The sequence below is a fragment of the Halomonas sp. KG2 genome, from assembly GCA_030440445.1.
Taxonomy (GTDB): domain Bacteria; phylum Pseudomonadota; class Gammaproteobacteria; order Pseudomonadales; family Halomonadaceae; genus Vreelandella.
Genome location: CP098528.1, coordinates 1,899,800 through 1,919,443, shown reverse-complemented (window position 1 = coordinate 1,919,443; position 19,644 = coordinate 1,899,800). Strand labels below are relative to the sequence as shown.

General features: G+C 51.5%; 20 protein-coding genes. 6 read left to right on the top strand and 14 right to left on the bottom strand.

Annotated elements, in window-relative coordinates; translation table 11 throughout:
- Positions 1 to 18 precede the first annotated feature (18 nt).
- From NDQ72_08900 to NDQ72_08885, 4 genes are all read right to left on the bottom strand, one after another.
- Positions 19 to 333: a YdeI/OmpD-associated family protein gene (locus NDQ72_08900; GenBank protein WKD30042.1), complete on the bottom strand. Its 315-nt coding sequence runs from the start codon at positions 331 to 333 to the stop codon at positions 19 to 21.
- A 10-nt stretch (positions 334 to 343) separates the two neighbouring features.
- On the bottom strand, positions 344 to 553 hold the full coding sequence (locus NDQ72_08895) for a 3-methyl-2-oxobutanoate hydroxymethyltransferase (protein ID WKD30041.1): 210 nt from the start codon (positions 551 to 553) through the stop codon (positions 344 to 346).
- A gap of 117 nt (positions 554 to 670) precedes the next feature.
- The gene (locus NDQ72_08890) at positions 671 to 1,159 is read right to left on the bottom strand and encodes a GNAT family N-acetyltransferase (protein WKD30040.1); all 489 of its coding nucleotides are present in this window, start codon (positions 1,157 to 1,159) and stop codon (positions 671 to 673) included.
- A gap of 31 nt (positions 1,160 to 1,190) precedes the next feature.
- Positions 1,191 to 1,670 carry a GNAT family N-acetyltransferase gene (locus NDQ72_08885; protein WKD30039.1) on the bottom strand — a complete coding sequence of 160 codons (480 nt, stop codon included), beginning with the start codon at positions 1,668 to 1,670 and terminating at the stop codon, positions 1,191 to 1,193.
- A 554-nt stretch (positions 1,671 to 2,224) separates the two neighbouring features.
- On the opposite strand from NDQ72_08885, the gene NDQ72_08880 reads away from it, so the two are divergent.
- Positions 2,225 to 3,538, top strand: coding sequence for a hypothetical protein (locus NDQ72_08880; GenBank protein WKD30038.1), 1,314 nt, complete (start codon positions 2,225 to 2,227; stop codon positions 3,536 to 3,538).
- Positions 3,539 to 3,558: 20 nt separating this feature from the next.
- On the opposite strand, the gene NDQ72_08875 is transcribed toward NDQ72_08880, so the two are convergent.
- Positions 3,559 to 4,077: a zinc ribbon-containing protein gene (locus NDQ72_08875; protein WKD30037.1), complete on the bottom strand. Its 519-nt coding sequence runs from the start codon at positions 4,075 to 4,077 to the stop codon at positions 3,559 to 3,561.
- Positions 4,078 to 4,240: 163 nt separating this feature from the next.
- Between NDQ72_08875 and leuS the strand changes: the two genes are divergently transcribed.
- The 5 genes from leuS to NDQ72_08850 all read left to right on the top strand — a co-directional run bounded on the left by leuS (position 4,241) and on the right by NDQ72_08850 (position 9,865).
- Complete coding sequence (leuS, locus tag NDQ72_08870) at positions 4,241 to 6,826, top strand: leucine--tRNA ligase (GenBank protein ID WKD30036.1); 2,586 nt, start codon at positions 4,241 to 4,243, stop codon at positions 6,824 to 6,826.
- Positions 6,823 to 7,335: a twin-arginine translocation signal domain-containing protein gene (locus NDQ72_08865; GenBank protein ID WKD30035.1), complete on the top strand. Its 513-nt coding sequence runs from the start codon at positions 6,823 to 6,825 to the stop codon at positions 7,333 to 7,335. Before leuS ends, NDQ72_08865 begins: the two co-directional genes overlap by 4 nt.
- The gene (gene holA / locus NDQ72_08860) at positions 7,332 to 8,399 is read left to right on the top strand and encodes a DNA polymerase III subunit delta (protein ID WKD30034.1); all 1,068 of its coding nucleotides are present in this window, start codon (positions 7,332 to 7,334) and stop codon (positions 8,397 to 8,399) included. The genes NDQ72_08865 and holA overlap by 4 nt, the downstream gene beginning before the upstream one ends.
- A 100-nt stretch (positions 8,400 to 8,499) precedes the next feature.
- A complete protein-coding gene (locus NDQ72_08855; protein WKD30033.1) occupies positions 8,500 to 8,913 on the top strand; it encodes a PA2779 family protein in 414 nt (137 codons plus the stop codon).
- Between the two features lie 13 nt (positions 8,914 to 8,926).
- On the top strand, positions 8,927 to 9,865 hold the full coding sequence (locus NDQ72_08850) for a PA2778 family cysteine peptidase (GenBank protein ID WKD30368.1): 939 nt from the start codon (positions 8,927 to 8,929) through the stop codon (positions 9,863 to 9,865).
- A gap of 41 nt (positions 9,866 to 9,906) precedes the next feature.
- Here NDQ72_08850 and sthA read toward each other — a convergent pair whose 3' ends face one another.
- The 9 genes from sthA to NDQ72_08805 form a co-directional block, all read right to left on the bottom strand.
- Positions 9,907 to 11,298, bottom strand: coding sequence for a Si-specific NAD(P)(+) transhydrogenase (gene sthA / locus NDQ72_08845; protein ID WKD30032.1), 1,392 nt, complete (start codon positions 11,296 to 11,298; stop codon positions 9,907 to 9,909).
- A gap of 100 nt (positions 11,299 to 11,398) precedes the next feature.
- Complete coding sequence (gene nqrM / locus NDQ72_08840; protein WKD30031.1) at positions 11,399 to 11,653, bottom strand: (Na+)-NQR maturation NqrM; 255 nt, start codon at positions 11,651 to 11,653, stop codon at positions 11,399 to 11,401.
- 203 nt (positions 11,654 to 11,856) lie between these two features.
- Complete coding sequence (nqrF, locus tag NDQ72_08835; protein ID WKD30030.1) at positions 11,857 to 13,089, bottom strand: NADH:ubiquinone reductase (Na(+)-transporting) subunit F; 1,233 nt, start codon at positions 13,087 to 13,089, stop codon at positions 11,857 to 11,859.
- 67 nt (positions 13,090 to 13,156) lie between these two features.
- Positions 13,157 to 13,774 carry an NADH:ubiquinone reductase (Na(+)-transporting) subunit E gene (gene nqrE / locus NDQ72_08830; GenBank protein ID WKD30029.1) on the bottom strand — a complete coding sequence of 206 codons (618 nt, stop codon included), beginning with the start codon at positions 13,772 to 13,774 and terminating at the stop codon, positions 13,157 to 13,159.
- A 1-nt stretch (position 13,775) separates the two neighbouring features.
- On the bottom strand, positions 13,776 to 14,444 hold the full coding sequence (locus NDQ72_08825; GenBank protein WKD30028.1) for an NADH:ubiquinone reductase (Na(+)-transporting) subunit D: 669 nt from the start codon (positions 14,442 to 14,444) through the stop codon (positions 13,776 to 13,778).
- A 2-nt stretch (positions 14,445 to 14,446) separates the two neighbouring features.
- Complete coding sequence (locus tag NDQ72_08820) at positions 14,447 to 15,268, bottom strand: Na(+)-translocating NADH-quinone reductase subunit C (GenBank protein WKD30027.1); 822 nt, start codon at positions 15,266 to 15,268, stop codon at positions 14,447 to 14,449.
- The gene (locus tag NDQ72_08815; GenBank protein ID WKD30026.1) at positions 15,268 to 16,494 is read right to left on the bottom strand and encodes an NADH:ubiquinone reductase (Na(+)-transporting) subunit B; all 1,227 of its coding nucleotides are present in this window, start codon (positions 16,492 to 16,494) and stop codon (positions 15,268 to 15,270) included. The genes NDQ72_08820 and NDQ72_08815 overlap by 1 nt, the downstream gene beginning before the upstream one ends.
- Positions 16,494 to 17,843 carry a Na(+)-translocating NADH-quinone reductase subunit A gene (locus NDQ72_08810; GenBank protein WKD30025.1) on the bottom strand — a complete coding sequence of 450 codons (1,350 nt, stop codon included), beginning with the start codon at positions 17,841 to 17,843 and terminating at the stop codon, positions 16,494 to 16,496. The genes NDQ72_08815 and NDQ72_08810 overlap by 1 nt, the downstream gene beginning before the upstream one ends.
- Before the next feature lie 317 nt (positions 17,844 to 18,160).
- Positions 18,161 to 19,615 (bottom strand): glyceraldehyde-3-phosphate dehydrogenase, encoded by a 1,455-nt coding sequence (locus NDQ72_08805; protein ID WKD30024.1) that lies wholly within the window; start codon positions 19,613 to 19,615, stop codon positions 18,161 to 18,163.
- Positions 19,616 to 19,644 lie beyond the last annotated feature (29 nt).

The following is a 19,644-nucleotide window of genomic DNA, read 5'->3' as shown; positions in this document are numbered from 1 at the left end:
GACCATTTGTTATTTATTTCATTTCTCTCCTGGCTTTTTCTTTTTATCTATCAAAACATCCTGTTGCCATTTACTAGGTTTCTTGTCAGTTCGATGTATACACCCTACCCAGCAGCAAGGTCTTTTTTTTCCTTCTAGAAGCTCTTCAGTAGCTCGAGCTATCCGTTTTACTCTAGTTTTCTCTTGTTTGGCGTCTTCAACCCAACAAATAAATTCATTACGGCCAATTGCCGATAAGGCTTCCCAAGTATTAATGAGGCCTTTTTCAGTTAATGCTACGGCCAAATCAACGGGTAATTCATGCACTAGACCTCCGGAAAGTTTTGGCTTCATATTCAATCACCTAATTTCTGGTTTTGCGGGCCAACGCTCGAAATACATCACGCGTGCTTTCGATCCCCATTTCGACCATACCAACAGTATCGCCAACAAGCATTATCAGAACCAATGCTTCCTCGATACTCCTGGCAACTGGGCAGGTATATGCTTTCAGCATGGAGAGAGTTTTAGTCCATTCATCTCGATAAAAGCTTGCGGTTTCACCTTCATACATCCCTCCTCCTTCGGCTACGGGAGAAGCTAACGCCATTTTAAGGCGCGACGAAATGCTTTCCAAAATGTAAGCGAAGCGAACCTGATAAGCATTGAGAAATCGTTCACAAACACTTTATTATGTGCCGGCGTACGCAAACACATGGTTACGGTGCAACTCCCCCTCTAGGTTGAAATTGAGCTCACCAACGATGTTAAAACCTAATTTATCATAAAACCCAATTGCGTCATGATTATTAACCCAAGTGGATAACCAAAAAGGGAGCCCATGAGCACTTTCTATTTCTCTTAGGAGTTGGCGACCAACACCTTTGCCATGAAAATGTTGTGATACATATAGCGTTACAATTTCATAGCCTGAAACATCTTCAAGCTCTGAATTCAAATCAGCAACAATAAAACCAATAAGGTGCGAATCCTCTTCAAAAACTCTAACATCAATACATTCTCTTTTGAGTAACTTAGCAAAATATTCCTCATTGAAAGTAGACAAGGCATATTTTGATATTTGAGAACGAACACCTTTCACCGCATATGTGTGCAACCAAACTTGAAGTGACAACGCTGCTAGATCTAAACAATCACGTTTCAATGCTTTCCTAATCATTGACGAACTCCTTTAGGCACATGGCAGTTCACTATGACGCATGCGCGTTATCATCAAGTTCTCGTTTCATTAGCTGCGCACTATCACCATAACTTTTACACACCGCTTGCTCTAATGATGTAAAACCTTGTTTTTGCCAAAATTGCATTGAGTTCTGAACAGAAACTAACCGAATTTCTCTGTAGCCTGAGACGATAGCAATATTCACTAAATGCGCCATCATTGTTGAGCCAATACCTTTGCCAAACGAATTACTCGACACAGCTAAATCGTGGAGGAACAAAATTGATCCTTCTGTCCCTTTCGGTAGCTTGTTGAACAATTTCGGTGGCGTCTTACTATTCCAAGAATGCGCTAACGCATACCCTACTAGTTGTTTATTATCTCTATAAATAAAACAACTGCTTGGCGACCTCAGCCACTTATCCTGCAACACCTCTAGGCTCTCTGGTTCAACCAAATGGTAGACTTCTGCTTGCAGTTTCAATATCTCAGGCCAAGTTGTTTCCACGATAGATTCTATTGACATACTCTGACCTAAAATACTTTGGGCATAACAGCGTGTTCTAGCTCATTAGTCCAAGGATATGCACTTGATGGCTTCTCTCAGGTATAGCTTAGAGCTACCGCAGCCCTTTCGGCTAGATAAAAAAGGCACGCTACCGCCCCGGTACAACTGGGCTGCGTTAACACGCTCCGCTGGCGACCGTCTGTGTTTTTTTGTCTGATATTAAGTTAAGCAAACTATCTATTTTTAACATTACTCAGTTTTCTTCGGCATGGCAAAGTCCTTTCGCGGGTGCCTCATTCACTCGTTCCTCGCGATATTCGTTACCGCGCGCTACAAGTTGCTTTGATTGGTTATAACGGCGCGGCTGGTGTTGGCGGCATTATCATCGCGCGCTGAAGCGCCCTCCCACAATAATTCGAGGCCTATGGGCAGCAGCACGCACAGCACTACATGAATGCACTTATTGTTACGTTTATGCGAAGTTTCCTGCGCCTTCTGCTAGCCAATTGTTGAAAAGCCGATTAGCCTGCTAACTCAACCAGCAAGGGATTGAGATGCAAGAGACAACGATGCGGCAGCGGGTGGCGGGTGTTTTGATTCTGCTTGGGCTGTTCGCTCAAATTATTGGCTTTATCGGCGTGATACCGATGGCGCAGGCGGTGAGCTATGTGCTGTGGGTGGCGGTGGCGCTGCTGTGGCGGGATATTCCGCGTCGTTCGCGCATTCAGGCGGGGATATTGATTACCCTTGGAGTGCTGATGCTGATAGTGGCACGGGTGATGTATGGCGCCAATGTAAATTGGCCTGCCATGCTTCAGGGCAATGTGTTTGTGGCCACGATGCTGGTGGGCGTTAGCTTTATTTCGTTGATTGGCACCCAGGGTAATAAGCGCCCACCGGGCAAACGGGTGACTGGTGCCGATGGCGTGCTGCGCACGTGGCTGGGGGTGCACTTTCTCGGCACTATTCTGAATCTTTCGACGATTTTTATGGTGGGCGACCGCTTAGCCAGGCGCTCTCCGTTAACCATGCCCCAGCTGTTGGCCTTAAATCGTGGGCTTTCAAGTGCGGCATTGTGGTCGCCCTTCTTTGCCTCTATGGCGGTGGTGATTGCCTTGGCGCCCGACGTTCAGTACGGCCAGATTGCGCTGATTGGATTTCCGTTGGCGATGCTATCGGGGCTATTAACCACCTTAGAGTTGAGGCGTCGGTTTGATTTAACCGAGGTCGACGGCTTTTCACTTTCGCCACGCAGCCTGTTAATGCCGGCGAGCATGGCAGCACTGGTGATGCTGTTTCATTTTTGGCTGACGCCGTCGCTCACTATTGTCAGTATTATTACCTTTTTACTGCCAGTGGTAGCGGTGCTGAGCAACCTACGGGAAGGCACACGCTTTACCCTGCGGCGCATTCGCCAACACACCACCACACGGCTACCCGCCATGCGCGGGGAAATCTCGCTGTTTTTAGCGGCGGGCTTATTAACGCTGGGGCTTTCTACCCTGGTAGCGGCCGCAGCAGGTGACGAGTGGACGCTATTTGCTACCTTTGGCATGTGGCAAGCCATGGTGAGCTTTGCGGCGATTACGCTGAGTGCGCTGGCGGGATTACACCCGATCATTGGCGTTTCCGTGCTGGCATCTATTTTGAATTTAGCAAGCGGTGAGCAAACGCTGTTTGCCTTTGTTGCACTGAGCGCTTGGGCGGTAGGTACCAGTGTTGGGCCGTTATCTGGCATTAACCTTTCGCTGCAGGGGCGCTACGGGGTTAGCGGCTACCGCATGATGAAAAATAATTTACTGTATGCGGCGATGATGAGCCTGCTCTCGCTGGGTGCGATCGCAGGCCTGAGCATCTGGGTCAATTAAGTGATGAGTGCGCTAGCCTCTTAGGTTTCGACGATTTTACTGGGAAAGCGGTAGAAATAGCGGTGGCCACACTGGTGGCATGGTTCCAGGCGCGAGACGCTTTCTAGCATCACCTGGGCATCGCAGTGTACGCACGCCATCAGGCCCGGCGCGGCGACTTCACCTTCGCAGTAGTCGGCACGAGCAGCTTCTAAGTCATCTTCGAAGCGTTCGCGTTCCACCACGCTGCGGTCGGCGATTGAAAGCAGCGATTCCGCCACCCGCCGTGAAAGGCTGTCGATATCAATGCCCAACCAGCTAGCCACCTGCTTACCAGTATCCGCCATGTAGTAGCGCATATCTTTCAGGTCACGCTCTACCCAGGCACGCAGCAGTGCTAGCTCGTCTTTGGTGTACTCTTCCAGCTCCGCTTCAAAGGCAACGGCGTCGTCCAAATCCTTTTGTAGATTATCCCAGGTAAGATCGTTGGCCCCGTCCTGCATGCGTTCTAGCAGGCGCTCGTAGCCTTCGCGCAAACGGTGATCGTTATGTTGTTCCATGGTACCTCTCCTTTTGTCGACCCAAGGTGCGGCCTATCATCGGCTAACCGTTCAAGGATACACCTGCATAGGATACAATCGACGTTACTTATCTGACAGCCGTCATCCATTATTCACTTTGCGCCCTTTTTGGGCGAATTACCCCAAGGCATTGAAAACACCGATGGACGCACATTACAGCCCCCGTGAGATTGAACGTGACGCTCAGCAGTACTGGGATAAACACCAGTGCTTCAAAGCAGTAGAAGACGCTAACCGCGAAAAGTTCTACTGCCTATCCATGTTCCCCTACCCCAGCGGCAAGCTGCATATGGGTCACGTGCGTAACTATACTATCGGCGACGTTGTGTCCCGTTTCCAGCGCATGCAGGGTAAAAATGTCATGCAGCCCATGGGCTGGGATGCGTTCGGTATGCCTGCGGAAAATGCCGCGATTCAAAACCAGGTGCCGCCCGCGAAGTGGACCTATCAAAACATTGATTACATGCGTAACCAGTTGAAGGCACTTGGCTTTGCCTACGACTGGAGCCGCGAATTCGCTACCTGCGATACCAGCTATTACCGCTGGGAGCAGTGGTTCTTTACCAAGCTGGTCGAAAAAGGCTTGGTCTATAAGAAAATGTCCACGGTGAACTGGGACCCGGTTGACCAAACGGTACTGGCTAACGAGCAGGTGATTGACGGCTGCGGCTGGCGTTCTGGTGCACCGGTAGAGCGTAAAGAGATCCCGCTGTGGTTCTTGAAAATTACCGACTACGCCGATGAGCTGCTGGCAGATCTTGATAATGTCGAGTGGCCCGAAGAGGTCAAAACCATGCAGCGCAACTGGATTGGTAAATCCCGCGGCGTTGAGATGACCTTTGATATTCAGGCGGCAGATGGTAGCGCCTGCGAGCCGCTGGCGGTTTATACCACCCGCCCGGATACGCTGCTGGGTGTCACCTACGTGGCCGTCGCCGCTGGTCACCCGCTGGCTAAGCAGGCTGCCGCGCAAAACAGCGAACTGGCAGCATTTTGTGACGAGTGCGCCAAAGGTGGCACGTCGGAAGCCGAAATGGCCACCAAAGAAAAGCTGGGCATGCTCACCGGGCACAAAGCGATTCACCCGCTCACCGGCGATGAAGTGCCGGTGTTTGTGGCCAACTTCGTCTTAATGGAATTTGGCACCGGTGCGGTGATGGCGGTACCTGCCCACGACCAGCGCGACTGGGAATTTGCCACCAAGTACGGCGTAGAACTCAAGCCTGTGGTGGCCGATGCCAACGGCAACCAGCCGGATATTTCCGAAGGTGCTTATATTGAGCACGGCACGCTGATTAACTCCGGCGAATTCGATGGCCTGGAATTCCAGGCGGCGTTTGATGCGATTGCCGCGAAGCTTACTGAGCTTGGCCGTGGTGAAGTAAAAACCAATTACCGTCTGCGTGACTGGGGTATTGCTCGCCAGCGTTATTGGGGTGCGCCAATTCCTGTGAAATACGGCCCGGAAGGCCAAACCGTGCCGCTCTCCGATGATGAACTGCCGGTAGCACTGCCCATGGAAGTCACCGTGGATGCTTCCGGTTCACCGCTGAAGAAGATGCCCGAGTTTTCTGAACTAGGCGATGGTTGGGTGCGCGAAACCGATACCTTCGATACCTTTATGGAATCGTCCTGGTACTTCGCCCGCTTCTGCTGCGCGGATAACCACGAAGCCATGCTGGACGAGCGCGCCAATTACTGGCTGCCCGTTGACCTGTATATCGGCGGTATCGAACACGCGATTCTGCATCTGCTCTACGCCCGCTTCTTCCATAAACTGCTGCGCGATTTCGGCATGTTGGATTCCGATGAGCCGTTCCAGCAACTGCTCACCCAAGGCATGGTCATCGCGGAAACCTTCTACCGCTTTAAAGATAATGGTGGTAAGGAGTGGTTCAACCCCGCCGACGCAGAAGTCAAACGCGATGAGAAAGGTCGTCCGTTAAGTGCTGTTCTGATCAGCGACGGCCTGCCGGTAGAGATGGGCGGCATCGAGAAGATGTCAAAATCGAAAAACAACGGTGTTGATCCTCAGTCGATGATCGACAAGTTTGGTGCTGATACCGTCCGTCTGTTTATGATGTTTGCCGCACCGCCCGAGCAGTCGCTGGAGTGGTCGGATTCAGGCGTTGAAGGTGCGCACCGCTTCTTGAAACGGATTTGGCGTCAGGTGACCGAGCACCTTGCTGCTGGCACACCGGGCGAATTGACGGTTGATGCGTTAAACAACGACCAAAAAGCGCTGCGTCGTAAGACCCACGAGACAATCAAGAAAGCCAGTGATGACATTGGCCGCCGCACCACCTTTAATACCGCCATTGCCGCAGTCATGGAACTCTCTAACGCAGTGGCCAAGTTCGACGACACGTCCGAGCTCGGCTTAGCGGTCAGCCGCGAAGCGCTTGAGGCATGTGTGCTGCTGCTGGCGCCCATTACACCGCACTTGTGCCACACGCTGTGGCAACAATTAGGCTATGACCAGCCCGCCATTGAAGCCCAGTGGCCGAAGGTGGATGAAGCCGCGCTCACTCGCGACAGTATCGAACTCGTCGTGCAAGTGAACGGAAAGCTGCGCGCGCGCCTAGAAGCCCCGGCCAGCGCAGATAAAGCCGCCATCGAGCAACTGGCGATGGAGAACGAAAACGTCCAGCGCCATCTGGAAGGTAAAACGGTTCGTAAAGTCATCGTTGTACCCGGCAAGCTGGTTAACATTGTGGTGAGTGGATGAAACCATCCCAACACGTTACACGCCGTCGTTTCCTCGCTACCAGCATCGCCGCCTCAGCGGCGGTGTTGCTCAGCGGCTGCGGGTTTCGCTTGCGCGGTTCAGATTCGATGCCGCGCCTGCCTGCTCTGTCACTAGAGGGCGACGACAAAAGCGCCTTGGCCCAACAGCTACGCATCCGGTTACTACAGCAAAGCAGCGAGGTTTCTGATGGCGCTCCCTGGCGGGTCACGCTGGGCTCACCGACGCTTCGCCAACGCCGTATTGGCAGCGAAGGGCGTGCCAGCCAAGAACATGAGCTAACGCTAAGCACGTCTCTCTCCGTACAGCAGCGAGAGGACAATGCTTATGTGCTTAATAATGCAACGATAACGACCGATACACGCATTCGGGTCAGCGATGATGATCTACTCAATCGCGAAACCCTCTTTCAAGAAGCGGAACAAACGCTAACGCGGCAACTGGCTGAGCGCATTGTCGAAAGACTGGCGAACCTTGAGGCCATTCAGTGAAGGTATTTTCGGATCAGCTTCCCGCGGCCTTAGCAAAAAAATTGCCTAAGGTGGTGATTGTTGCCGGTGATGAGCCACTGCAACATCGTGACGCCTGTGATGCCGTGCGCTCAGCCGCGCGGCAAGCGGGTGTTGAAGAGCGGGAAGTGCTTGATGTAGAGCCTAACTTTGCCTGGGGTCGGCTGCTGGAAACCGCCAGCAACCTCTCTTTATTTGCCTCTAATAAGCTTCTGGAACTTAGGCTGGGGACGCACAAACTCGGCCAAGATGGCAATAAAGCACTGGCACAGTATGCTGAATTGATGGATGGCAGTGACGACTTGTTGCTAATCAGCATGGGCAAGTTAGACGCCAAGCAACAAAAAAGCGCTTGGTTTAAAGCACTCGATAAACACGGTTTATTTGTACCTGTATGGCCCGTCGATGCTTCGCGCTTAGGCTACTGGCTGCGGGATCGCGCATCGCTGCATGGTTTGCAAATTGACCTAGAAGCGGCTCGCTTATTGGGTGAGCGTACCGAAGGTAATCTGTTGGCCGCTGACCAAGAGCTGCAAAAACTGGCGCTGATTCATCCACCTAACACTCGCCTTAATGTTGAAAGCATCGCCCAAGGCGTGGAAGACAGCACTCGCTTTGATGTGTTTAACCTTGCGGATGCCTGTTTAAAAGGAGAGCCAAGCCGTACCTCGCGTATCGTTAATGGGCTGCGCAGTGAAGGGGTTGAAGCCCCCATCGTGCTTTGGGCACTCAGTCGCGAGCTACGCACCCTGCTTTCGCTGCACCAGCATTTGGATCAGGGACAAAGCTTTGAGCACGCGTGTAAAACCCAGAAACCAATGATTTTTGATAAACGCCGCCCCGCTTATCAAAAAGCGATCAGTCGCCTATCAATGAAACGTTTACACAAACTCCTGCTGATGGCCCAACGGTTAGATCTTGCTGTAAAAGGAGCTTCTGCGGTGCCCTTATGGCCAGGTCTTCATGACCTAGCCATGACCATGGCGGGTGCTAAGGGGCTGTTAGCTGAATCCCCTTGGACCTACCGCATTAGTGCAAATAATTAGTACTTTTCGTTTTCGCCTTAAATCCACTACGGTTTATTTCTATACTATTGATTCAAGTTATAAATCACCTTGCTCCCCGATACGTCTAAGGATGAAGACAATGAAAAAAGTGCGCGCTTACCTCTCAAGCTTACTGATCGCTGCGTTAGTCATTACCAGCCTACCTGTTGCCGCTGCGCCCACAGCCCCGCAGAGTATGGACGCTGCCGCGACAGAATTAGTCTCTACGCAATCTGTTTTAGCCGGCGACCGCGCAGGTGCTGACCGCGAGCGTATCAATGAAATTCTCGCCCGTGCAGATGTGCAAGAAGAGCTGCTCAAGCAGGGTGTCGATGTAGATGACGTTGAAGCCCGCGTTGCCGCACTAAGCGATGCAGAAGCACAGCAAATGGCCGAACAACTCGAACAGCTGCCTGCCGGCGCCGGCGTGATCGGCGCCCTGTTTGCGGTATTTGTTATCCTACTGGTGACTGACATTCTCGGCCTGACCGATGTTTATCCGTTCACTCGCTGATTTGACAACCATGATGAAACACCTCTTAAACGCCCGCTTTGCGGGCGTTTTACTGCTTGCCCTACTGCTGTCCACTCTGCTTAGCGGCTGCGCCAGAAGCCCAGTGCTGCTAGAAAGCACTAAGGCTAGCCTAGCACCGCAAACTGAGCTGACCGAAGTACCGTTTTACGCCCAGACGGCGTATCAGTGTGGCCCAGCAACGCTGGCAATGGTGCTCAATCACCAGGGGGTAGATGCAGGGCTTGAGCAGTTAATCCCACAGGTATTTCTGCCTGGGCGAGAGGGTAGCGTCCAACCTGAAATGCTAGCCACTGTGCGCCGTTATAAGCAGTTGGCGATTCCCGTTCGTGGCACCATGGATGCATTGCTTGGCCACCTGGAGGCAGGTGACCCTGTAGTGGTGATGCAAAACCTCGCCTTGCCAGCTTTCCCGATGTGGCACTACGCAGTAGCCATTGGTTTTGATTTAGCTAATGAAACGCTGATTTTACGTAGTGGCGAAATCGAACGGCATACGATGTCGTTTAGCCGCTTTGATGCTACCTGGGCACGCAGTGAGCGCTGGGGATTTGTGGTTAGTGAACCTGGCAGCCTGCCCGAAGGCGTCACCGCCCGCAATGCGCTGGAGGCCATTAGCGCTTACGAGGAGCAGCATGGGCCTGTAGCAACACTTTCCAGCTGGCAAGTCTTTGCAGAACGCTTCCCTGCTCATCCGCTGGGTCAATTTGCACTCGGCAATGCGCTATACGCCGATCAACAACCTCAAGCAGCGCTGGAAGCCTTCGAATCAGCCACACAGCTTGACCCTGCCATGGGCGCTGCATGGCTCAATGTCGCCATACTCAGGCTTCAGCAAGAAAATAGCGAAGGTGCGCGCGAAGCACTCACTCAGGCTGCCGCCTTAGACGGTGACTGGCAGCCACGCGCTCAGCAACTGCTGGATGGTTTGTGAGGTGTAAGCATGGGGGGCATAGCCCCCATGCTTAAAATATTTTAAAACACTCGGTTTAAGCCATTCTGCGCCGCCACTCGGTACGCTTCTGCCATCGTTGGATAATTGAAAGTGGTATTAACGAAGTACTTCACGGTATTCGCCTCACCTTCCTGCTGCATAATCGCCTGGCCGATGTGTAGAATTTCCGACGCTTGGTCACCAAAGCAATGGATACCCAGAATCTCCAGCGTGTCTTGGTGGAACAAAATCTTCAGCATGCCCACTGTATCGCCGGTGATTTGCGCACGCGCAGTATCTTTAAAGAAGGCCTTACCTACTTCATAGGGCACTTTAGCTTCCGTCAGCTCACGCTCGTTGGGGCCGAAAGAGCTAATTTCGGGAATCGTGTAGATCCCAGTGGGTACATCGCTAACGAAGCGATACTCTTTTTCCAGTAGCTCGTTACACGAGTTTAATCCCTGGTCGTAGGCAGCACTGGCGAGACTCGGCCAACCAATCACATCGCCGGCAGCGTAAATATGCGCAATCGCGGTGCGGTAGTGCTCATCAACGCTAAGCTGGCCTCGGCCGTTTGCCTCTAAGCCAATGTTCTCAAGTCCAAGGCTATCGGTATTACCGGTACGGCCATTCGCCCAAAGAAACGCATCGGCGCGGATTTTCTTGCCCGACTTCAGGTTTACGGTTACGCCCGCGTCGTCACCTTCGACACTTTTATAGTCTTCGTTATGGCGGATCAGCACACCGTGTTTACGCAGATGGTAGGAAAGCGCATCACTGATCTCATCATCCAAAAATGACAGCAGGCTATCGCGGTTGTTGATCAAATCAACCTTAACGCCAAGACCCGAAAAGATAGAGGCGTACTCACAACCGATAACACCTGCCCCAAAGATCACCAGTGTCCGCGGGGTATGGGAAAGGCTGAGGATCGTATCAGAGCAGTAAATGCGCGGATGACGAAAGTTAATATCCGCCGGACGATAAGGCCGAGAGCCGGTAGAAATAACAATTTTCTTGGCTACCAGCTCTTCCACACCTTCCTGCCGGTCTCGCACCACCACGGTATGCTCATCTTTAAAACGCGCTACACCATGAAACAGATCAATGCGGTTGCGCGCGTAAAACGTTGTGCGCATTTCGACCTGTTTATCGATGGTGCCACGCGAGCGCTCCATCACTTTAGGAAAAGAAAACCAGCGGGGTTCACCGATATCGCGGAACATACGGTTGGTATTGAACGCCATGATCTGTTTGACCTGATGGCGCAGCGCTTTTGAAGGGATCGTTCCCCAGTGGGTGCAGTTACCCCCCACCTGGGCCTGCTTTTCAATAATCGCCACTCGCTTGCCATGCTTTGCGGCGTTAATAGCAGCGCTTTCCCCAGCGGGACCAGTACCTATCACCACAACATCGTAATTGTGAACGGCCATACGACTTGGATCTCCTTATTCCTGACTTAAAAGCGCTCTCAACAATGGCATTTACATAAACGCTCGCGGTAAGCGAGCGTCTGAGCAGCCAATGGCTAGATTAACGACGTGTTGCGTCATAACCTAGGTCAGCTCCACGGCTTTCATCACTACGCCGACGTACGCTTCCACGCTTGCGGTTTTCTTCTTCGCAAACCTCATCTTTGCCGCCGCAGATGTCACAGCCTTCTTTTAGGCCTAACTGATTTAATCCACCACAGGAACCCGCAATAGGTTTGCGGCCCATTAAGACGCCAACGGCCATTGCCGTCATTACCAGCGCCATAAAACCAAATACCAGTAGCCAGATTGTCATGTTCACCTCCCAGCATTGCATTAACTGCTCACCTGCCGACAACGGTCATGTCGTTAAGTGCCGTAGAATTTTAATACCTATTGTACCTCAGCCACTTCAAAATGATCAGGCAACTCATCGTTTTTCAACCATTCACATACAAACGGGGCTGACCAAAAGGCCAGCCCCGCTCATGCCCGAAGGCAACTTACACAATCACATTGTTAACCGCCGAAGTCATCCAGCAGGATGTTTTCCGGCTCCACGCCCATATCGAGCAATAGCTTGATAACAGACGCGTTCATCATGGGCGGCCCACACATGTAGTACTCACAATCTTCCGGAGCTGGGTGGTCCTTCAGATAGTTTTCGTACAATACATTGTGGATGAAGCCTGTCGGCCCTTCCCAATTATCTTCTGGCTGAGGATCAGAAAGCGCCAAGTGCCACTCAAAGTTCGGGAACTCTTCGGCTAGCTGATCATACTCTTCGTTGTAGAAGGTCTCACGCCAAGAGCGCGCACCGTACCAGAAAGTAATTTTACGATCTGACTTCAAGCGTTTGAGCTGATCGAAAATGTGGCTACGCATTGGCGCCATACCCGCACCACCACCGACAAAGATCATTTCCGCATCTGTGTCTTTGGCAAAGAACTCGCCAAACGGCCCCATAACGGTCACTTTGTCGCCCGGCTTCAAATTGAAGACGTAGGTCGACATAAGGCCCGGCGGGTGGCTTGTGCCCGGAGGCGGCGTCGCGATACGAATATTGAACTTGAGGAGGCCTTTCTCATCCGGGTAGTTAGCCATGGAGTAAGCGCGGATAACTTCCTCGTTATTCTTATGGGAAATTTTGAACATATCAAATTTTTCCCAATCGCCACGATACTCTTCTTCGATGTCAAAATCGGCGAACTTAATATCGTAAGGCGGCGCTACCAGCTGTACATAACCACCGGCGCGGAAGGCAACTTCCTCGCCTTCGGGCAGCTTCAGGTTCAACTCTTTAATGAAGGTCGCGACGTTGGGGTTCGCGGTAACTTCACACTCCCACTTCTTAACGCCGAAGACTTCTTCAGGCACTTCTACTTTCATGTCCTGCTTCACAGGAACCTGACAAGACAGACGCCAGCCTTCTTTCTTTTCACGCATAGTGAAATGAGATTCTTCCGTCGGCAAAATGGAGCCGCCGCCCTCTTCTACTCGGCACTTACACTGAGCGCAAGAACCGCCGCCACCACAGGCAGAGGAAAGAAAGATTCCGTTTGCAGCTAGGGTGTTAAGAAGCTTACCACCAGCCTGAGTCTGCAGGGTGTGCTCGGGGTCGCCGTTGACTTCAATCGTCACGTCCCCGCTACTCACTAGCTTGCTGCGCGCTGCCAGAATGATCGCCGTTAAGCTAATAACGATGACCGTGAACATGACAACACCGAGCAAGATGACAGATGTATCAACCATGTCGGTTTCCTATTGCTGAAGGTTTCTGTACCTCGGCAGCCTGAGCTGCCGAGAAAACCGGCTCCGATTAAAGCTGAATGCCTGAGAAGGACATAAAGCCCAACGACATTAAGCCAACGGTAATAAACGTGATGCCAAGACCCTGAAGACCGCCAGGCACGTCGCTATACTTCAGCTTTTCCCGGATACCAGCCAACGCTGTAATTGCAAGCGCCCAGCCAACACCAGAACCGAAACCGTAGATTACGGATTCACCGAAGTTGTAGTTACGCTCAACCATGAACAGTACGCCACCTAGGATGGCGCAGTTAACGGTAATCAGCGGCAGGAATACGCCCAGCGCGTTGTATAGCGCAGGAACATATTTATCGAGGAACATTTCCAGAATCTGAACCAGTGCGGCAATAACGCCGATGTAGCTCAGCAGACCCAGGAATGAAAGATCGATGTTTTCAGCACCGCTTATGCCAGTCCAAGACAAAGCGCCTTCAGCCAGCAGTAGGTTGAACACTAGATTATTGACCGGAACCGAGATTGTCAGTACGACAATAACGGCAATCCCGAGGCCAAATGCAGCGGAAACCTTCTTAGATACCGCCAGGAATGTACACATCCCCAAGAAGAAGGCCAGTGCCAAGTTCTCAACAAAAACCGAAGCAACGAAAAGGCTTAGATAGTGTTCCATGTTACACGGCCTCCTTCGGCTTGGTGTTGTGCTTCATTTTGAACTCGTTCTCTTCTACCTGCTCAGGATTGACTGAACGTAAAACCCAGATCAGCAAACCGATAATAAAGAAGGCAGAAGGCGGCAGGAGCAATAGACCATTGGGCACATACCAACCACCATTTTGCACTGTTGGCAGAATGGTAAAGCCAAACAGACTGCCAGCACCCAGTAACTCACGGAAGAAGCCAACGACCATTAAGATAAAGCCGTAGCCCAAGCCGTTACCGATACCGTCAAGGAACGACATGCCCGGCGTATTGGACATCGCAAAACCTTCCGCACGGCCCATTACGATACAGTTGGTGATGATCAGACCCACAAATACTGACAGCTGCTTAGACATTTCATAAGCGTAAGCTTTAAGGATCTGGTCAACCACGATAACCAGCGACGCAATAATGGTCATTTGAACAATGATACGGATCGAAGACGGAATATGGTTCCGGATCAACGATACGAACAGGTTCGAAAAGGCCGTCACAAAAATAACCGCTAGCGCCATTACCAGCGATACGCTCATGCTGGTGGTAACCGCTAGAGCAGAACAGATCCCCAAAATTTGTAGCGCAATGGGGTTGTTCTTAAAAATCGGCGCCGTTAAAACACTTTTTGCATTTACATCCGCCATGATCAGGCCCCCTCAACGTCGTCGAAGTCGGTATCGGTGTCTTCGGCATCTTCTGGTTCAGTACCACTACGGAAGTTAGCCAAATACGGAGCGAAAGCCTCTTCGCTGAACCAGAACTGCAGCATGTTGGTCACGCCGTTACTGGTTAGCGTTGCACCAGAAAGCGCATCAACCTCGTGCTCGTTGCTTGCGCCGCCTTTGGTCAGGTGGATTTCCGGTGAGAGGTCGCCCTCTTCGTCGTAAATCTTCTTACCTTCCCATTGAGCTTGCCAACGCGGATTATTTACCTCAGCACCAAGACCGGGCGTTTCGCTATGGTCGTAGTAGGTGATACTGACGATAGTGTTACCGTCGCCTTCAACCGCGAGGAAGCCCATCATGCGGCCCCATAGTCCTTGCCCACGAATGGGCAGAACAATCTGCTCGGGGTTTTCAGCATCACCGACAAGATAAACCGTCGCAAAGTTCTCAACACGAGACAGACCTGCAATGTCGCGATCACCGGAAAGCGTACGACCCGTTGCAGGATCACGAGATGCTTCGAAGCCATCGAAGGTAGCTGGGTCGAATTGATCGGTGTACTCACCGGTATCCAGCTCAACGACACGTGCCGTGATTTGCGTGCGGAACGCTTCCTCAACATCCATACCCGGCTCATAGAGGCGCGCTACGTTAAGAATGTTGGTTTTACGATCCAATTCCTGGTTGAGCTGCTGCATGGGTCGCAACGCAACGGCAGCCGTCGAAACGATTACCGAGCACACGATACACAGCGAAAACGCTACGGTTAGGATCTTTTTGATGGAGTTGTTACCTTGTGCCATTAGGCATTCTCCTCGGCCGCTACGCCAGTCCGCTTGAGACGGCGTTTAATATTGGCCTGGACGAACATGTGGTCAATCAGCGGCGCAAATAAGTTAGCGAACAGAATGGCCAGCATGATGCCCTCAGGAAAGGCGGGGTTTACCACACGGATCAGAACGGTCATCACACCGATCAACGCACCAAACACCAAGCGCCCCTGGTTAGTCATGGAAGCAGACACCGGGTCCGTTGCCATAAACACCATGCCGAAAGCGAAGCCACCAATCACCAAATGCCAGTACCAGGGCATTGCGAACATGGGGTTGCTATCAGAACCAATCAGATTAAACAGCGTACTGGTGACGACCATGCCCAGAAGAACACCCAGCATGATTCGCCATGATGCAATACGCGTCCACAACAGTACTGCCGCACCAATGAAGATCGCCAGTGTCGAGACCTCACCCACTGAGCCAGGGATAAAGCCAAGGAAAGCATCCCACCAGCTCATGGTATCAGTCAGTGCTGTCATACCGTCTTGGAACGCCATGGAGAGCGCAGTTGCACCCGTATAGCCATCAGCGGCTACCCATACGGCATCCCCTGAGATTTGCGCTGGGTAGGCAAAGTAAAGAAACGCACGGCCAGTAAGCGCGGGGTTCAAGAAGTTTTTACCCGTGCCGCCGAAGATCTCTTTACCGATTACCACACCAAAGGTGATACCCAGAGCAACCTGCCAAAGCGGAATAGTCGCCGGCAGAATCAGCGCAAACAGTACCGAGGTGACGAAGAAACCTTCGTTAACCTCATGACCACGTTTGATTGCGAACAGTACTTCCCAAAAACCACCCACCGCAAAGGTGACAAGATAGATAGGCAGGAAGTAGGTCGCACCAAGGACAAAGTTAGCCCATAAGCTGCTGGGATCATGTCCACCCGCCAGGGTCATCATGATCGCTTCACGCCAACCGTTCATTGAGGCATAGCCTGCATCAATGGCGGTGTTGGCCTGCCAGCCTGCGTTCCACATACCGAAGAACATCGCCGGGAAAGTACACAGCCAAACGGTGATCATGATGCGCTTTAGATCGATACCGTCACGCACGTGGGCGGTGGTTTTAGCAACGCTGGGGGGCGAGTAGAAAATAGTATCTACCGCTTCGTAGAGCGGGTAGAACTTTTCGTACTTACCACCTTTATGGAAGTGCGGCTCGAGATTATCGAGTGTTTGTCGAATACCCATCATCAGGCCTCTTTCTCGATCATGGTGAGATTGTCACGCAGGATAGGGCCGTACTCGTATTTGCCTGGGCAAACATAGGTACACAGTGCCAAATCCTCTTCGTCTAACTCAAGACACCCAAGTTGCATGGCAACTTCAATGTCACCCACGATCAGCGTGCGTAGCAGCTGTGTTGGCATAACATCCAGAGGCATAATGGCTTCATATGCACCGATCGGCACCATGGCACGTTCAGAGCCATTGGTTGACGTGGTTGGTGCATAATTGCTTAGGCCTTTAATCTTAGAAATGTAAATGCCCATGATTGAGTGCCGATTAGCACCCATAGACATCCATCCCAAGAAGGTGCGCTTGTTACCTTCCTCGAGCAAGCTTACTTGGTTATGGAAACGTCCCAAGTAAGTCAGACTCCCTTCAGCGGAAGCACCAGAGAACACAGAACCTGAAATAACACGGGTGTCATCGGGTTTGATGACCTCACCTGCTAACAACTCCTCCGTACTGGCACCAATACGGGTGCGCAATAAGCGAGGATTTTCAGCACGCGGGCCGCCGACAGCAATGATACGGCTTGTATCAAGCTTGCCTTCTACAAACAGCTTGCCAAACGCAATCACATCCTGATAACCGATGTGCCACACTTTTTTGTGCAGGGCTACCGGTGAAAGATAATGAATATGCGTTCCTACCAAACCTGCCGGATGCGGGCCAGCAAAGCTCTCAGTCTTTACGCCGCTGACATTACCACCAGGAATGGAAGCATTAGCACCCGTACACAGAAAAACGTTGCCCTCGGTCAGGCGGGTTAGCACCTTGAGGCCGTCTTCAAATGCCTGGGAGTTTTCGTTAATCACTACCGCAGGGTCAGCGCTGAGTGGATGAGTATCCACAGCAGTAACAAAAATATCGGTAGGTGTGCTGTCGATAGCTGGCGTGCGAGAGAAAGGCCGGGTGCGCAAAGCAGTCCAAAGCCCTGACTCAACCAGTTGATCAACAACAGATTGACGTTCAAGCTGCCCTAAAGCGTCACGATCATGAGAAGCAAATGTCATCGCTTCTTCATTTTCATCGACTTTAATAACGACAGACAGCAGACGTCTCTTTTCGCCACGGTTAATAGCCACGACTTCACCGCTGGCGGGCGCTGTAAAGCGTACACCATCAATTTTCTTATCGGTGAAGAGTAATTGGCCCAGTTTGACCTTATTCCCTTCCTGAACTTCCATCGTCGGCTTCATGCCAACGTAGTCGGTGCCCAGGATTGCCACGTGGCGCACAGGCCGCGCATCTTCAATACGCTGCTCGGGCGCTCCCGTGATGGGGAGATCCAGGCCTTTTTTGACTTCGATCATAGTCTCGCCCAGTTGATGGATCGGATATACGAAGGTAAGGGGTTCGAATGCTTATTTCTGTTCAGTAAATTTTTATTGTCTGTTCAGATTGTTACCAGTCAGGCTCAAGCACGCTTGAACCACCCCGAAAAATCCATCGTATTATAAAGATAAGCGCGGCCAATGACCACATCCCTGACAGCCTCCTAAAGTGCTATAGACGCTTGAGCTGATCTCGCTTTCAACACAAAAAAAGCCACCCGGAGGTGGCTTTTGGTACAACTTAGCGGCTAAAAGCGCATTAACTGCTGCTTAAACGCCATTAATGCTCAAACGGCTTAATGCGGCAGCTTCAAAAACTTCACATTAGACATATGCTGAAGAATACGAATAACTTGGCAGCTATAGCCAAATTCATTGTCATACCACACATAAACGACGGCGTGGTTACCGTTTGCGATGGTGGCTTTAGCATCGACAATACCCGCATGACGATTGCCAACAAAGTCAGACGATACAACTTCTGCTGAATCAACGAAGTCAATCTGCTTCTGGTAGGAAGAATCAATCGATACGCGACGCAGGTAATCGTTCAACGCCTCTGCATCGGTGCCCTTTTCCAAGGTTAAATTCAAAATAGCCATAGAAACATTAGGCGTAGGCACGCGAATGGCGTTACCTGTGAGCTTACCTTCAAGTTCAGGTAGCGCTTTTGCGACTGCTTTTGCTGCACCTGTTTCGGTCAATACCATATTCAGCGCCGCACTACGGCCACGACGGTCGCCTTTGTGGTAATTATCGATCAGGTTTTGGTCGTTGGTGTAGGCGTGCACGGTCTCTACGTGCCCTGTCACTACGCCATACTCATCATTTAGCGCTTTTAGCACTGGCACAATGGCGTTGGTAGTACAGGACGCAGCCGACACGATACGGTCATTATCGCCAATTGTTTCATGGTTAATGCCGAATACGATATTTTTGATATCGCCTTTGCCTGGGGCCGTTAACAATGCTTTCTTAGCACCCTTACACTCAAGATGCTGACCCAAGCCAGCCTCGTCGCGCCAGATACCGGTGTTATCAACAATCACAGCGTTGTCGATACCGTAGGCGGTGTAATCAATTTCACTCGGTGAATCGGCGTAAATAACCTGAATCACATTACCATTGACGATAAGTGTACGCGCTTCAACATCGACGGTAATCGTGCCATCGAAAGGCCCATGTACCGAATCACGACGCAGCAGACTGGCACGCTTTTCGAGGTCTTTTGCCACATCACCGCGGCCACGCACAACAATGGCCCGCAAGCGCAACAGATTACCGCCGCCCGCTTTTTCAACCATTACTCGCGCCAGCAAACGACCAATACGACCAAAGCCGTAAAGCACGACGTCTTGAGGCTCGCCTTTACTGCCATTCGGCTGAAAGCCATCAATAATTTCAGCAAGCTCTTTACGCAGGAAAGCATCAAGATCACTACCACCCTGGCGCTTAAAGTTAACGGCCAGCTTACCAACGTCAACATGAGCAGGCCCGAGGTTCATCTCGCTCATCGCTTTTACGATGGGGAACGTATCTTCAACAGATAGCTCAGTGCCTTCAATTTTGCGTACAAAGCGGTGATCTTTGAGGATGCGAATAACTGACCGCTTAATCAGGGAGCGACCGAACATAGTGGCGACAACATTGTTTTGGCGATACAGCTGGCCCACCAGTGGAATCATTTGCTCAGCCAGAGCTTCGTTGCTTTGCCATTCCTGAAAAACGTTTTCGAGAGCTTGCTGACTCACGTGCGGCCTCATTGGGTAGTGAAAAGAAA